Here is a 15,494-nt window from a genome sequence, read left to right on the forward strand (position 1 = left end):
GAGCACGACGGCGGCCGCGCGGCGGCCTCCGCATGCCGTCCCCACCGTCGCGGCGGGGGCTAACGGACGGCTTGCCACGGGCTAAAGCCCCGCACAGCCGAACGGCCGCACGCCAGACGACCGCACGGCGGAGGGGACGGCGACCGGACCCGGCCGCCGTCCCCTCCGCCGTGCGGGGGCGGCGGCTACCAGGTGACGGGGAGCGCGTGCAGGCCGAACACCTGTCCCTCGTACTTGAAGGAGAGCTCGTCCACCGTCGTCGCCTGCCTCAGCCCGGGCAGCCGCTCGAACAGGGTCCGGTAGGCGATCTCCAGTTCCACCTGGGCGAGGTTGCGGCCGACGCACTGGTGGATGCCGTGCCCCCAGCCGAGGTGGTTGCGGGCGCCGCGGCGCACGTCGAACTCGTCCGCCCGCTCGAACACCCGCTCGTCGTGGTTGGCGGACGCGCCGAGCAGGAAGATGCCGTCGCCGGCCCGGATGACCCGGCCGCCGATCTCGATGTCCTCCTTGGCGATGCGGTCCATCACCGCCCAGTCGGTGATGGAGTGGAAGCGCACGAGCTCCTCCACCGCCGCGGGCCACCGGTCGGGCTCGGCGCGCAGTTCGGCCAGCTGGTCGGGGTGCCGCAGCAGGGTCAGCGCGCCGAGGGGGATCATGTTCGCGGTCGTCTCGTGCCCGGCGACCAGCAGCTGGAAGATCATGCCGATGAACACGTCGCGGTCCAGCTCGCCGGTGGCCTTGCGCTGGGTCTGCAGGCGCCCGATGAGGTGGTCGCCGGGACGTGCCTCGGCCTCGTCCACCAGCCGTTCGAGATAGGCCTGCATCTCGCCGAACGCGGCCATGGCGTCGCCGGGGTCGGTGGGCAGGTCGATCATGCGACGGGTGCAGCCCTGGAAGAAGTCCCGGTCGTCGTAGGGGACGCCGAGCAGCTCGCAGATCACCAGCGAGGGCAGCGGCCGCCCGAACTCGGCGACCAGGTCGGCGGACCGGTCCCCGGCCAGGAGGTCCTCGATCAGCCCGTCCACGATGGCCTGGATGGCCGGGCGCAGCCTGCGCACCCGGCGCATGCCGAACTCGGGGATCACCATCCGCCGGTAGCCGCTGTGCTCGGGCGGGTCGACCTTCAGCGGCAGCCCCCGCCGCGACATCCTCTTCTTCTCCTCCCGGCTGAGCGGCGGGCCCTCGTCCGGCGCGACGCTGGGGAAGCCCGGCAGCGTCGGGTCGGTGCTCACCCGGGGGTCGGTGAGCAGCCGCACCGACTCGGCGTGCCGCGTCACCACCCAGGCCGTGCCGCCGTTCGGCAGCGCGACCCGGGCCACCGGGCCCGCCGCGCGGAGCTCGGCGTACTCGGGCGGCGGGGCGAACGGGCACCGCCGCGGCATCGGGAAGCTCCGGACGGCGGGCTCATCGTCCTCGACCGCGCTCATGCCGGCTCCTCACGGCCCCAGGACGATGTTGGAGTAGCCCGGGATGAGCGGGTCGGTGTAGCTGTAGAGCCGCCACGTCCACAGTCCCGACATGCCGAGGTAGAGCCCGCTGGTCCCCTTGACCGGGATGCTCACCCATTCCCGCGCCTTGACCGTCTCGCGGTCGATCGGGCCCTCGGCGGCCAGCGTGCCGTCCGCCAGCTGGAACTGGTGGGTGACGTACTGGATCATGTGGCCGTCGGACTCGCGCACGTAGATCGCCTGGTTGACCCCGGACGCGCTGCCGATCTGCTCCTTGTCCTCGGAGTCGTAGAGGTTGTCGAAGTAGATGGACGTCCAGCCGACCGGGACCTTGTCCGGGTCCACCTCCATGTTGCAGTAGTACTTGATGGTCTTCTCAACCATTTTGATTTCCACTGCCATCCCTTTCTCCGTACTCGGTGGAGCCTTCTCAGGCCGGGCCGAACCAGGTGGTCAGCGCGTCCAGCAGGGTGGCCCTGGCCTGCTCGCCGGCCGTGTCCGGCGCCGCGGCCCACGCCACGTAGCCGTCGGGCCGTACCAGCAGCGCGCGGGCCGGGTCGGTGGGCGGCGTGCCCGCCGCGGTGACGATGTCGACGCGGTCCTTCCAGGCGCTCGCCGCGTCGGCGAGCCGGTCCGGCCCGCCGAGGTCGAGCAGCAACGGCCTGGCGCGGTTCATGAGGTCGGCGAGGCGGGTCCGTTCCGTGCCGATGGTGAGCGGGAAGTCCGCCAGCCACCCGCCCACCGCCGGATGCGGCTGCCGGTCCGGTGCGGGTGCGGCGCCGTCCGCCGGGCCGCCGGACGGCGCGTAGCGCACGTCCGCGCCGGCCATCATGTCGGCCATGTGGCTCAGCACGCCGTCGTGTTCGAGCAGCTCGCCGAACAGCTCGCGCAGGCGGGTGATGTCCTCGCCCGGCCCGAGCAGGGCCGCCTGCGCCTTGGACTGCATGAGGACCCGCCGGCCCACGGGGTGGCGTTCGGCGTGGTAGGTGTCCAGCAGCGCGGGCGGAGCCCAGCCCTGGACCTGCGCGGCGAGCTTCCAGCCGAGGTTGATGGCGTCGAGCAGGCCGAGGTTCAGGCCCGGCCCGCCGAGGCCGGAGTGGACATGGGCGGCGTCTCCGGCCAGCAGCACCCGCCCGGCGCGGTAGCGGTCGGCCTGCCGGGTGTTGTTCACCAGCCGGACCAGCCACTCCGGCCGGCTCATCGGGACCCGCGCGCCGAGGACCCGCTCGACGGCGGCGTCGAGCTCGGCCAGGTCGGCGGGCCCCTCGTCGGCGTGGACCGGCTCCTCGGACCACTCGATGACGGCCAGCCGGTGGATGCCGGGCCGGAACGAGACGATCGCGACCACGCCCCTGGCCGTGCGGGTGACGCCGTAGGGCACCGCGCCGAGGCCGGCGAGCACCAGGCCGGGACGGTCCGGCGCGATGACGGCGTCGTCGACCACGACGTCGGCGAGGATGTGGGTGCGGGTGTGGTGGTCGGTGGTCCCGGGGAAGCCGATGCCGCTCTGCTTGCGGATCAGGCTCGACGCGCCGTCGCAGCCGACGACGTAGCGGGCGCGCAGTTCGCGGTCGCCGTCAGGCCCGCGCACCGCGAGCCGCACCTGCTCGGCGTCCTGCGTCACGCCGGTCACCTCGTGGCCGCGCCTGATCTCCACGCCGAGCTCGACGGCCCGCTCGTTGAGCAGCCGCTCGATCCCCGGCTGCGACAGCACGATCACGTGCAGCGGGTTGGTCCCGAGCCGGGTCAGGTCCATCGGCAGCGCGCCGAACTGGAAGAAGGGGGCCGGGCCCACCCGCTCGGCGCGCTCGCGGAACCGGTCCAGCAGGCCCCGGTGGTCGAGCATGTGCACGATCTGCCCGCCCAGCCCGTTGGCCTTCGGGACGGTGCTCACCTCGGCGAGCCGTTCCAGCACCACGGGGCGCAGGCCGGCCAGCCGGAGCTCGCACGCCAGCATCAGGCCGGTCGGCCCGCCGCCGGCGACGATCACGTCGTCGGTCATGGATGTCTCCTCACCAGGTGACGGGTACGCCGGCGATTCCTTCGAGGAAGCGGTCCTCGGCGATGCGGATCTCCTCCAGCGGGACGGCGAGCCGGAGGCCGGGCAGGCGCTGGAACAGCCGTCCGAACACCGCCTGCAGCTCGAGCCGGGCGAGGCCGGCGCCGATGCAGAAGTGCGGCCCGTAGCCGAACGTCAGATGCCCGTACTCGGGTCGCCGGGTGATGTCGAAGCGGTCGGGGTCGGGGAAGACGCGGGGGTCCCGGTTGGCCGCGTCGGGGAAGATGACGACCAGTTCCCCGGCGTCGATCGTCACGGATCCGACCTCGACGGGCTCGCGCGTGTAGGCCGGCACGCCGTGGTCGGTGAAGATGCTGCAGCGGATGATCTCCTCGACCGCGGTCGGCACGAGCGAGGGGTCGTTGACCAGCAGGTCGCGCTGGTCCGGGTGGGCGAGCAGCAGGAGCGTGCCGTAGTCGATGCGCGCCGAGGTCGTCTCGTGGCCCGCGAACAGCAGGCCGCCCGCGATGTTCGCGATCTCCTCGTCGTCGACGTCGTCGCCGCCGGCGACCAGGATCGAGAGCACGTCGTCGCCGGGGGAGGCGCGCCGCTCGCCGATCAGTGGGAAGGTGTAGGCCGACAGCGCGTCGCGCGCCTGCGCCGCGGCGACCGGGTCCCTGAGGTCGCCCGCGGCCTGCGACCATGCGCGGAACTTGTCCCGGTCGTCGAACGGGACGCCGAGCAGCTCGCAGATCACCAGGATCGGCAGCGGGAACGACAGCTCCTCGTGCAGGTCCACCGGCGGGCGGAGGCCCGCCATGCGGTCGAGCATCCGGTCGGTCAGGGCCTGGATGTGCTCGCTGAGCGCGTTCATCCTGCGCGGGGAGAACGCGGGCGCCAGCAACCGGCGCATCCGCTGGTTGTCCTGCTCCTCGGTCTCGTATCCCTCGCGCGGTCCGCCGACCATCGCCGAGTCCGAGAGGCGGGGCGCGTTCGCCGGATCCGGGTGCGAGCGGCCGACGCGCCTGTCGGCGAACAGGGCCTGGGCCTCGGCGTAGCCGGTCACCAGCCAGGCGGGGTCGCCCGTCCGGGTGCGGACCCTGGCCACCGGTTCCTCGGCCGCGAGCTGCTTGTACTCGGGGGCGATGTCGAGCACCCGGGTGCGCTCGATGGGGAGCTGGAGCGGTTCGGAGCCGGCCGTCATGTCCCTCCTCGGTCCGCCGCGGCTTCTCCCCGGTCACGGTTCCGTCCGGGTCTAAAGCGCTCCTTGTCCCGGCCTTGCCGCGGCCGTCCCGCGCTTGACAGCGCGGGCGCGAGCCATGATGTTAGTCTCTAAAGTGTTAGTCGTTAACGTAAGGAGTGATCATGGCGACGTCGTCCGGCCGGCGCAGCTGGTGGGGCCTGGCCTTCATGTCCCTGGGCATCCTGGTGGTGGCGGTGGACTTCACCGTGCTCACCGTCGCCCTCCCGACCATCGCGACCTCGCTGCACGCCAGCACCGCCCAGCTGCAGTGGATCATGGACGCCTACACGCTCGCGGGCGCGGCGGCGATGCTGCCCGCCGGCGTGCTCGGCGACCGCTTCGGACGCCGGCTGCTGCTGTTCGCCGGCCTGGTCATCTTCGGCGGGGCCTCGATCTGGTCGGCACTGTGCGGCTCCGCGGGCGAGCTGATCGCCGCCCGGGCCGTCCAGGGCGTCGGCGCGGGCATCCTGCTGCCGATCCCGCTGGCGATCACCGCGGCGATCTTCGACGACGAGGACCGGCCGAAGGCGATCGGGATCAGCACCGCGGCCGTCGCGGGCGGGATGCCGCTCGGCCCGATCGCCGGAGGACTGCTGCTGGAGCACTTCTCCTGGCACTCGGTCTTCTGGGTGAACGTCCCGATCATCGCGGTCGCGTTCACCGGCTGCCTGCTCACCCTCCCCGAGACCCGCAACCCGGCCGCCCCGCGGCTGGACGTCGTCGGCGCCCTGCTGGCCGTCGGCGCCATCGTGACCCTCGTCTACGGGGTCATCAACGGCCCCGAGCACGGCTGGGACGCGGGCTCGACGATCGGCACCCTCGCCTGCGCGCTGGTGCTGATCACGGCCTTCCTGTTCTGGGAGCGCCGCGTCCCGCACCCGCTCGTCGACTTCACGCTCTTCCGGAACCCGCGCTTCTCCTGGGGCACCCTGGCCACGGTCGTGGCGACCATCGGGCTCTCGGTGGTCCTGTTCCTCGCCCCGATCTACCTGCAGTCCGTGGTCGGCGACAGCTCGATCGGCACCGGCCTGCGCATGATCCCGGTGATGGCCGGGATGTTCCTGGGCGGCACGGTCGGCCCGTTCGCCGACAAGCTCTGGGGCACCAAGGTCGCCGTGGTGGGCGGGCTGCTCGTCCTCGGCACCGGGCTGGCCGTGCTCTCCCTGGTCACGCCGGACAGCTCCTACGCGCTGTTCGCCACCGGCTTCGTCATCTTCGGCGCGGGCAGCGGCGGCGCGCTGGCGGTCGCCATGGACTCGGCGATCGCGGCCGTCGGCGGCGGCGAGGCCGGCGCGGGGGCGGCGGTGACCAACACGCTGCGCCAGGTGGGCGGCTCGCTGGCGTACGCGGCGGGCGGCAGCATCCTGTCGGTGGTCTACGTCCGGCACCTCGACCCGGCGCTGCACGGCCTGCCGCCCGAGGCGGCGGACGCCGCGCGCGACTCGGTGACCGGGGCGGACGCGGTCGCGGGCCGGCTCGGCCCGGCCGGCGCGGGCCTGCGGGCCGCCGCGCACACCGCCTTCAGCGACGGCATGTCCGCGGCCCTGCTCAGCACCGCGGGCCTGTGCGCGGTCGGCGCCCTGCTGTGCCTCTGGTTCCTGCCGGCCCGCCCCGCGGAGACGGTCGCGTCCGAGGGGACGGCCGAGCCCGCGGGTGTCGCACAATAGCGTCCATGAGCACCGCGTCACCCTCATCCACGTCCGACTGGCGGGAGCGCAAGAAGGCGCAGACCCGCCGGATGCTCCAGGAACAGGCCATGCGCCTGTTCCTGGAGAAGGGCTTCGAGGCCACCACCGTCGAGGAGATCGCCGCCGCGGCCGGAGTCTCGCACATGACGTTCTTCCGGTACTTCCCGACCAAGGAGGACGTGGTCGACTACGACGACTACGACCAGACCCTCGCGGAGCGCATCGCGGCCCGGCCCTCCGGCGAGCCCCCGCTGGACATGATCCGGCACGCCCTCACCCAGGACGACCAGGTGGCGCCCGACCCCGCCGAGCGGGAGGGGATGCTGACCCGCATGCGCCTGGTGCTCGACACGCCCGCGCTCCGGGCCCGTTCCTGGGAGCACAAGAACGCCGACGAGCGCCTCATCGCCGGGGCGCTGGCCGCCCATCCCGGGCACGACCCCGACGCCCTGCACACCCGCGTCATCGCCGCCGCGGCCGTCGCCGCGATGACGGCGGCGTTCCGCGCCTGGGCGGAGAACGACGGCAGGCAGGACCTGCGCGAGCTGATCGACGCGGCCTTCGACATCCTCAGCGACCCGAGGGCGGAACCGCGATCGCCGTGACGACCAGGCCGCCGCGCACCAGCCACCGGCCGGCGAAGCCGGTGATCACGCGGCCGTCCAGCACCGGCCCGGGGACCAGCAGGCGCGCGGAGAACGAGCCCGCGGCGGCGTCCACGGCGACCACCGCCTCGGTGAAGTCCAGCATCCGCCCGGCCAGCGGGAACCAGGCCTTGTAGACCGATTCCTTCGCGCTGAACAGCAGCCTGTCCCAGGCCGTACCGGGCGAGCGGGCGGCCAGGACGGCCAGCCGCTCCCGTTCCTCGCGCGAGGCGATCGCGTCGAGCACACCGTCGGGCAGGGGCTCGTCGGGTTCGGCGTCCACCCCGAGGGCCGCCAGGTCGCCGGCGCGCGCCACGGCGGCCGCCCGGTAGCCGGCGCAGTGCGTCATGCTGCCCACGATGCCGTCCGGCCACGACGGCGCCCCGCGCGGACCGGGCACGAGCGGGCCCGGTGCCACCTGAAGCCGCGCGAGCGCGGCGCGGGCGCAGGCGCGCACGGTGGCGAACTCCCGGCGGCGCGACTCCACCGCTTGGGCCACCGCCTCCTCCTCCGCGGGGAACAGCCGGGCCGCGACGTCGCCGAACTCCTCGGCGGAGACGGCCGTGGGCGGCAGGATCTCCTCGATCACCGGACCGAGCCTTCCGCGCACGCCTAAAGAGCGGCTTTAGCCGGACGGCTCACGATCCCGGCATGCCGAGCCCCTACCGGTTGCTCCGAGCGACGCTCAGCTGGCTGCTCACCGCCGCGCGGCTCCAGGTGATCGCCGAAGGCCACTGGCCTGCGCACATGCCGGAGCCGCCCGCCCCGGAGACCGCCCCCGAGCCCCCGCCGGAACCCGATCGTGCGAAGGTGACGCTGCCGCCCGGTCACCCGGAGGGCTGGTCGGGCCACCCGCCGACCGAGACCGAGTCGCGCCTCTGGGACCAGATCACCAACCAGGGCCGCGGCCGCTAATCCGCCCCTCTGGGCGTCTGTGCGTCAACTCTGTGAGCTCCAGAACTTGACGTACATCGGGGCTTTGAAGTCCGGGCCGGTCGGAACGTCGGTGAGCTTAACCAACGCGACTCCTCCTTCCGAGAGGTGCACGCCAGCACGACGAGAAGCCCCGGGGAGGGCCTTCGTGATATTGCCGCCCGCTTGGCTGCAGCTGGGACGAGTGAGCAGCCAGAACCCGAAGAGGACGATGGCCGCTCCGAGAACTGCGAGAAGCATGTAGTTGGGCACGTGGTCTCCGAGTCCGTTGGTGTTGCTATGACGGCAGGAGAGGCCAGGGGCGAGGCACGCCTTGCGGCTACATGAATGTAACGAGCGGCGTTCGGTGAATCACTCAAGGTGCTCTTCGTTCGCGACCGACGCCCGCTGCCAGAGGACGGTGCACGCCGGAGACGACGAGGACGAGCCACCGGTCACGCTGGCCGGGCTCGGTCGATGCCGTGGCCGATGCGATCCGGTTTGGTAACCCGAACGCGGCTCCCACCTGGCCGGCCGTCTATTTCGCCTCCCCGGCGGTCGCCGATACCGTCACCCTCATCGGGCCGCGCAGCCATGTGACCTCGGCTGATTGGACCGCCGAAGGATCCCTTACCGCGAGTCCACGCGCCCCGCCACAACGCGGACGGACCATGACAGACCGACTCGGGTCTGTCCGCCGACACCGACGTCTTCGTCGCTCTACGCCCAAACCAACGGGGAATGGCGGCGCCGACGCCCGGCACCTGACCGGTGGCGCCTGACGTAATTGGATAAGGAGAGACATGGGCGTCCCGTTCGACATAGCCCTGCCTGACCCAGACGGCAGCGGCAACACGTGGGACACCGCCGTCAACGGTGCACTGAATGCCGTCAAAGCCCGCATCAACAACGAGGCCATCGCGCGCGGCGTCCCACTGGACTCGTTCCCCGGAGCCAACGACGACGCCAAACTAGCCCACGCACTGTCCTACGTATCCCAGCAGACGTACAAGCCGGCGATCGTGCTCGGGCAGCGCTCCATGGAGTTCAAACAGACCCGTCAAGTCTTCAACGGGCTCGCGTTCAAAGGCGCCATCACCGGCAACGAGTTCCGCTACAACCAGCGCGTCAGGATCAGCGTCCCAGGATCCGGGTGGCTCGACCTGCCCTCGGGCCAGACCAAAGGTCTCTACATCGGCAACCTGAGTTTCGAAGGCGACTCGGACACCACGTTCTTCGTCGACCACGGCAACACCGGCCCCGTGTTGTGGGCGTCGCACTTCGAGAACCTGGCGTTCAACCTCTTCAGACACGTGATGTGGGGTGCCCACACCGCAGTCACGTTCTCCGGCTTCTGGGACGTCAACAACAGCTACGACACCCCCTTCAAACTGTGGGGCAGCGACAACACATACTGGACCGACGGGATGCTCATCGACTCCCCGAAAATGGGGGGCGGCAACCGTTACCACGTATGGCTGCCGAACATCACCAAAACCGTCGTCGGCCCCATCTTCATCACCGCGAAATCCAACATCTGCGGAATACGCCTCGACGGCGGCCGCGGCATCATCCTGGACGGTGTCCGGTTCGACGCCCAAGCCCAGGCCGGTAATCCCACGTGGGGCAGCCAGCTCCTCATCACCGGCGGAAAGTTCGTCCGGGTCCGCGACTGCTGGTTCTACGGCGGCATGTCGCAGCCGAACTCCACCGGCCACACCAACCCCGCCCACGACAAGGGCATCCTCACGATCACCGGCGGAACCAACATCCTGATAGACGGCCCGATGTTCAGCGACGGCGACGGCTCCCAGCCCAACAAGACCGCGGCCGGTGCCCCGCACATCTACATCGGCGGCGGCTCCAAAATCCGTATCCACGACATTCAGGCGAGCGGCACTCCCATAGTCAAGCGAGCGCCCTCCGTCTCCGCCAACACCATCGTCACCGACCCCGACGTCCCCGTGTCAGTCGACTAACCCCCGGCACAGGAACCGCCGCCGAATACATCCCCGCCGGTAGCCCCCAGAAGCTCAAGCCCGAAAACCGAACCAACGCACCCTGCCAGCCCACCAACGCCGCCCCAGCACACCCTGTAAGACTCGCCCATGCTCCAGCTGACGGCCGGGCCCACCAGCCACTCCGATGCTGTCGCAACGGAGGTTCGTGCGCTCGTGGGCCGGCCTGTTCCTCGCGCGCACCATCTGTGTGCGTATCGAGATCACTTGGAATTTCGCGAGTGACGATGCTTCCATGAGTGGCGGATTTCGATCTCCTCCCGATCATAACGTGAGAATATCGCTAAACCAAGGCCGACGAAACCTATTGCGCCGACTGTGAATACTATGGCGAACGGGAGAATTCCGAAGTAAATACCGATAGGCATTGATGCAAGCACGATTGCAAGGGAAAGTGCCCAACTGGTTGCGATCTTCTTTTCTGGCCTTCTGATTTTCACGGTTCCTCCGAGTGGACGACCCCGCGGCGCCATGCCGCGGGGTCGTCGTATCACCGGATCAGGGAATGGGAATACCCAGACAGCTCGTTGCGTAATCCGTCGTCCCAGCGGCCGCCGCGACGAAGGCCCCGGCAACGACGAGGGATCCTCCACCGGTCGGTGGCGCGGTAAGGATGGCGCCTCCGAGCGCCAGGATGCCACCGGTCATCCACAGCACTCCCGAGGTGCAACTCTGCCCCGTGGGGTCGATGAACGTTGTGGGGTTGTCGCTTGCATAGGAGTAGAGATTGCCGTTGGTGGGGTCGGCGAGTCTAGTGATGGTGTCCTGTTGGGTGAAGCTCCCTTGTCCGGGGGTGTAGTAGCGGTGGGAGAGGTAGAGGTTGTTGGTGGCGGGGTCGGATAGGGCGCCGGTGTAGCCGAGAAGGTTCGGGTCACCGTTGGTTTTGCCGGATTGTTCTCCGTAGGGCGTGTAGGCGTAGCCGCCTGCTTTGACGCCCGCGGGGTTGACGGTGGCCACGACCGAGCCAAGGCCGTCGGTGGCGTAGGCCGTTTCGGTGCCTGTGACGTTGGCGGCCAGGGGTGTGCCGGAGTCATCGCGTTCGATGTAAGTGGTGACGCCACCTGAGGTGTAAGAGATCGGGGTGGTGGCTGTCCCGTACACGATGCTGGTGCCGCCGACCTTGACGAGTTCGCTTTGGTCGGGGCCGGCGTAGGTGTAGGCGGTGGTGGTGTTGCCGACCTTTGTCTGGGTCAGTTGCTGCGCGGCGTTGTAGGTCATCTGGGTCACGGTCGGGGAGGAGGTCTGGTTGCCTGCGGCGTCGTAGCCGTACCCCGATGAGGTGATCTGATTCGCCGAGTTGAACGTGAGGGTTTGGGTGGTGGTGCCGTCGACGGTCTGGCTGGTGCGGTTGCCGTCGTCGTCGTAGGCGTAGCCGTAGTCGTGGCCGTTGACGCCGGTGGCTTTGGTGAGCCGGTTGCCCTTGTCGTAGGTGTAGACGCTGGACTTGTTCGCGGCGTTGTCGGTGGACCATTGCCGCAGGCCGGTGTCGTCACCGGTAGCAGTGGAGCAGCCTTGGCCGTCGACGTGTTTGGCGTAGCAATAGGACAGGTCGGAGATGGCCGGGTTGCTGGCTGAGTTGCCAGTGGTCTTGACGCGGGTGACGCGATCGGACTTGTCGTAGCTGGTGACGGTGTGCATCGACCAGGACGGTCCGCTGGAGGCGTAGTTGAAGTAGGTGTCGGTGCGGTTGCCGTCGTCGTCGTATTTGAAGGTCCACTGCTTGCCGGTGGCGTCGGTCATCGAGGCCAGCAGGTTGCGGACCGAGTGCACGTAGTGGTCGGTGCCGCGCCCGTCGAGCTGGTTGACCAGGTTCCCGGCCGCGTCGTACTGCCAGTCGATCTCCCCGCCGCCGGAGGCCGACTGGCGGGCTGCAACGAGGTTGCGGGCGGTGTAGCCGAAGGTGGTGGTGCCGGCGGCGCCGGTGCGGGTGAGGACGTTGCCGGCCTTGTCGTAGGTGTAGGTCACGGTCGGGGTGCCGTCGGAGTAGGCGATGGTCAGGACGCGGTCGTCATCGTCGTAGGTGTAGCTGGTCTTCTTGCCGTTGCCGTCGGTGACGGTGGCGACGCGACCGTAGCCGTCGTAGGTGGAGGTCTTCTTCTTCAGGGTGTTGCCGGACGGCGGGGTGACGGCGGCGAGTTGGTGGTGGCCGTCGTAGGAGTAGGTGGTGGAGTTGGTGTCGTTCTTGGGGTCGGTGGAGTCCTTGACGGTGCCGTCGTCGTTGTAGGACACCTTCGCCGTGGCGGCCAGCGCGTTCTTGGTCGAGGTCTGGTTGCCGGCGCCGTTGTAGGTGTAGGTGGTGGAGTTGCCCTGGGTGTCGGTGCCGGCCGAGGGCTGGTAGGCCGCGGTGGGGTTCTGGCTGGTGGGTGAGTTGCCGTAGGTCAGCGACGCCGACGCCCCGGTCGGGGAGACGGTCTTGGTGAGGGATTCGCCGTTGTTGGCGCCGAAGGTGTTGGTGGTCAGGCCGCCGTTGGCGTTGGTGTAGGAGGCGATGTCGCTGAAGGGGGTGTAGGTCTTGGACCGGGTGTTGCCGGCCGGGTCGACGGTCTTGGTGACCCGGGCGTTGTCGTTGATGGTGTAGGTGGTGTGCGGGACGTCGGCGACCGCTTTGGACTGGTCGGTGTTGGGGTCGGCGACCTGGGTCTGGGTGGCCGAGGGGTAGGCCAGCCGGGTGATCTGGGAGGAGGACTCCCCGAGCTGGGTGACGGCCTGGACGCGGTGGCCCGAGTCGTAGCTCAGGTTGGTGGTCTTGCCCTTGCCGTTGGTGATCGACGACAGGTTCCCTGCGCTGTCGTAGCCGAACTTGGTCACCTCACCGGCGGCCTCCTGGATCTGGCCGAGCCGGCGCGAGGCGTCGTAGGTGTAGACGACGATGCGCTGGCCGCCGTTGCCGTCGTCCTCGGTATAGCTGGTCAGCGGCCCGTCATACACACCCACCTTGATCTGCCGACCGGTCGACTCGCCCTTGGGCTTGTAGGTGATCGCCGACACATGCCCGCCGGTGTAGCTGAAGTCGGTGGTGTTGCCGTTGCGGTCCACCACCTTGGAGGGCAGCCCGGAGGAGTCGAAGTAACTCTGCTGCCCCGAACCGTGGTCCAGGTACTTCCAGCCGCCACCGGACTGGCTGGTCAGGTCACCCTTGAACTCCTTGGGCGTGCTGTAACCCGACCCGGACGGGGTGAACACCCCCGACACCCCGTCGGGCCCGGCGTAGGTGACGGAGTTGTCGCTGTTCTTGTACAGCCGCACGTCCTCACCCAGCCTGGTCCGCCAGCCGGGCGAGATGACGCCGGTGGGGACGTCGGCGGCGTGCAGCAGGCTGTTGTAGACCGCGCCGACGGTGACGTTGCCGCCGATTCCCGGCAGCGACATGTCGGTGGAGCGGACCATCGCGTCGCCGGATCCGACGTTCACCTTCAACTGCAGGTTGTCGGCCAGGTTGAACGACAGGAACGTGCCGTTGCGGACCGGTCCGATCCCCACCGGCACCGACGCCGCCGCCGCGGCGGCGGCCTTGGGAGTCGCAGACCCGCCCGGGTTGGGAGCGGTCTTGGTAGGGGCGTAGGTCGGGATCTTCGTGCGGGCGGGGTCGCCGACGGTGCTGGGGGAGACCAGGCGTACCGGTCCGCGCTTGGACGGTCCGAGTTTGGGCTTGTCGGCGTGCGGCGAGCCGATCTCGGGATACAGGTGCTGGAACTGGAACGGTGTGGCCTTGGGGCGTGGCTTGGCGTCAGCGGCACCGGGCACGGCCACCAAAGTGGCGGCCGTCAGGATCGATGCGGTGACACACGCCATAACACGACGTGACACTCGATACTCCTTTTTGGGCATGGGAGAACACGCCATTGACGGGCTGCTTCCGTGGTCGCGTCTTGCTCTTTCTGCGAGGGGTTTTTAGGGCATGCGAAAGGACCGTCGCGGAGAACGTGCTCAGGTAATGGGAGGCCCGTGTTTCAGGGCAGGGTGAATCGCCTGTCGGGCAATGAGCGCGGCAGGAGTGGAGTTAACGGCGAGGATGGATGACGGCGGCGCAGTCTTCGCAGGCCAGCACGGTGGTTCCATCGGGCAGCGCGCCTACCTGCACGCGCGGCAACGGAAACCGCTTATGACACACCACGCAGGCCCGACCAAGACGCTGGGGAGCCGTTAAAGACGCCGGATCAACGATCACCGGATCGACACGCCTCAAGGGCTGAATCGCCCTGGCACGCCTACGGTGACGATGGGCATTCCCTGTCTCCTGTTCTGCGGGGTGCAGTCCAGTAGTTTCCAGATAGCAAGGAACAACAACAGAGATCATGCGCCGCGGTCAGGTACTAGTAAAGACCCTTTTTGGTTAACGAGAGTGACACTCTGTGAGCGCAGCGCCTGGAGACGAGGGATGGCTCGCAACGCGAAGGCAAACGCAAGGTAAAGACGGCTGCTTGCGGCGAAACTTTCACTGACGCGGACGCTGCACCTGCAGCACGACGGCCCCAGCAGGTCACATCTGTGACTTGCATCACACTTTGGGAGGCTGGTGGGCTCGAGGAGCGGGTGGACGAGTTGGGCACGCCAAGATCACTTGGCCTGCGACCACCTGCGGACCCGCCTCGCCGACGTCATCGCCGCATGGAAGGCTCGCACTCGCAACAGTGAAGAGGAGCAGGCTCAGCCGGTTGTCGAGTAGCTCGTTGCGAGGAGCCTTGCCCTGCCGACTCGCACAACGAGTCACGATCTGTACTTCCCGCTGCTAGGAGGCGCACTTACGTTCAGCGGCAGCTCCCGCCTCGGTGGCCGGGGCGCGGCGGTGCCGGTGACCACACCTGGGAGCACAGTCCCAGTAGAGGCGGCCGTCGTCGGTTTTCCAGTAACGAACCGATGGTGCCCGCCTGCCCGCCTGCGTGGCGGCTTCCAGCGCGCCGCCAGCGTTCCTCGATGTGGAAGCCATGGCACCCGTTCGGGCGCTTCTCGACCGAGTGTTCGCACAGGGCGATCGCCAGAACCTGGGCCGAGAGAGCGGGTATGGGTGCGTAGATCGGCTCGGGCTGCCCGAGGCCGGCTTGACCAGCGTGCGGTAGAGCCTCTCGTAGTCCGTGCGTCCTCGTCGACCTGGGTGATGGTGTCGCCTTGCGGCTCTGAAAAGACCTCGGCGGTACCCGGTTGCGCGGGAACGCCGCCAGGGAGGCGAGGTAGCAGTAGAAGCTACAGACCTGCCCGGGTCCCTTTCCTGGTGGTGCTTGCGGACGTGCTCGGCGTACTCGGTGAGGAGATGGTTCAGGGCGTCGGCATCCTGGAGGTGCCGGGTCGGGCCGGGCAGTCACCCACGAGACGCCTCAGGTACAGCTGGAGTCCGCGGGTGTCGCCGATGCGGCGCGCGTATTCGATCTGCTTGCGGACCTCGGTGAGTTCCCGTGGTGAATGATCTTGGCGAACGAAACGCTCCCGGCTGTGGTCGGAGGCGTTTTCGCAGGTCAAAGCCGTCTTCTTGGTGGCGCCTCCGGCAGGATTCGAACCTGCGACACCCGCTTTAGGAGGGTGATCCCCGCCGTGAGGGCGGGCTTGG

At 69.2% G+C, this 15,494-nt stretch carries 11 protein-coding genes; 4 read left to right on the forward strand and 7 right to left on the reverse strand.

What is annotated here, in order from left to right; all coding sequences use genetic code 11:
• Positions 1-185: 185 nt before the first annotated feature.
• From QP089_RS14295 to QP089_RS14310, 4 genes are read right to left on the reverse strand one after another with little or no spacing between them, the layout of a single operon-like run.
• Positions 186-1,427: a cytochrome P450 gene (locus QP089_RS14295; RefSeq protein ID WP_285912061.1), complete on the reverse strand. Its 1,242-nt coding sequence runs from the start codon at positions 1,425-1,427 to the stop codon at positions 186-188.
• Positions 1,428-1,436: 9 nt separating this feature from the next.
• Entirely contained in the window at positions 1,437-1,832 is a 396-nt protein-coding gene (locus tag QP089_RS14300; RefSeq protein ID WP_285912062.1) for an allene oxide cyclase barrel-like domain-containing protein, read from the reverse strand.
• Positions 1,833-1,878: 46 nt separating this feature from the next.
• Positions 1,879-3,450: an FAD-dependent monooxygenase gene (locus tag QP089_RS14305; RefSeq protein WP_285912063.1), complete on the reverse strand. Its 1,572-nt coding sequence runs from the start codon at positions 3,448-3,450 to the stop codon at positions 1,879-1,881.
• A gap of 10 nt (positions 3,451-3,460) precedes the next feature.
• Positions 3,461-4,651, reverse strand: coding sequence for a cytochrome P450 (locus tag QP089_RS14310; RefSeq protein ID WP_285912064.1), 1,191 nt, complete (start codon positions 4,649-4,651; stop codon positions 3,461-3,463).
• Between the two features lie 161 nt (positions 4,652-4,812).
• Here QP089_RS14310 and QP089_RS14315 point away from each other — a divergent pair, with 161 nt between their 5' ends.
• Both QP089_RS14315 and QP089_RS14320 read left to right on the forward strand, forming a co-directional pair.
• Positions 4,813-6,357, forward strand: a complete 1,545-nt coding sequence (locus QP089_RS14315) for a DHA2 family efflux MFS transporter permease subunit (RefSeq protein WP_285912065.1) — start codon at positions 4,813-4,815, stop codon at positions 6,355-6,357.
• Between the two features lie 5 nt (positions 6,358-6,362).
• The gene (locus QP089_RS14320) at positions 6,363-6,983 is read left to right on the forward strand and encodes an acyl-CoA-like ligand-binding transcription factor (RefSeq protein ID WP_285912066.1); all 621 of its coding nucleotides are present in this window, start codon (positions 6,363-6,365) and stop codon (positions 6,981-6,983) included.
• Here the strand turns inward: QP089_RS14320 and QP089_RS14325 are convergent.
• A complete protein-coding gene (locus QP089_RS14325; protein WP_285912067.1) occupies positions 6,949-7,611 on the reverse strand; it encodes a 4'-phosphopantetheinyl transferase family protein in 663 nt (220 codons plus the stop codon). The two genes, QP089_RS14320 and QP089_RS14325, sit on opposite strands and share 35 nt — an antisense overlap.
• 62 nt (positions 7,612-7,673) lie before the next feature.
• On the opposite strand from QP089_RS14325, the gene QP089_RS14330 reads away from it, so the two are divergent.
• Complete coding sequence (locus tag QP089_RS14330; protein ID WP_285912068.1) at positions 7,674-7,937, forward strand: hypothetical protein; 264 nt, start codon at positions 7,674-7,676, stop codon at positions 7,935-7,937.
• Positions 7,938-7,961: 24 nt separating this feature from the next.
• Here the strand turns inward: QP089_RS14330 and QP089_RS14335 are convergent, their stop codons facing one another.
• Positions 7,962-8,207, reverse strand: coding sequence for a hypothetical protein (locus QP089_RS14335; RefSeq protein ID WP_285912069.1), 246 nt, complete (start codon positions 8,205-8,207; stop codon positions 7,962-7,964).
• A gap of 530 nt (positions 8,208-8,737) precedes the next feature.
• On the opposite strand from QP089_RS14335, the gene QP089_RS14340 reads away from it, so the two are divergent.
• Positions 8,738-9,913, forward strand: coding sequence for a hypothetical protein (locus QP089_RS14340; RefSeq protein WP_285912070.1), 1,176 nt, complete (start codon positions 8,738-8,740; stop codon positions 9,911-9,913).
• A 537-nt stretch (positions 9,914-10,450) separates the two neighbouring features.
• Here QP089_RS14340 and QP089_RS14345 read toward each other — a convergent pair.
• A complete protein-coding gene (locus QP089_RS14345) occupies positions 10,451-13,759 on the reverse strand; it encodes an RHS repeat-associated core domain-containing protein (RefSeq protein WP_285912071.1) in 3,309 nt (1,102 codons plus the stop codon).
• Positions 13,760-15,494: the final 1,735 nt, after the last annotated feature.

The sequence above is a fragment of the Actinomadura opuntiae genome (genome assembly GCF_030283205.1).
Classification (GTDB): Bacteria; Actinomycetota; Actinomycetes; order Streptosporangiales; family Streptosporangiaceae; genus Spirillospora.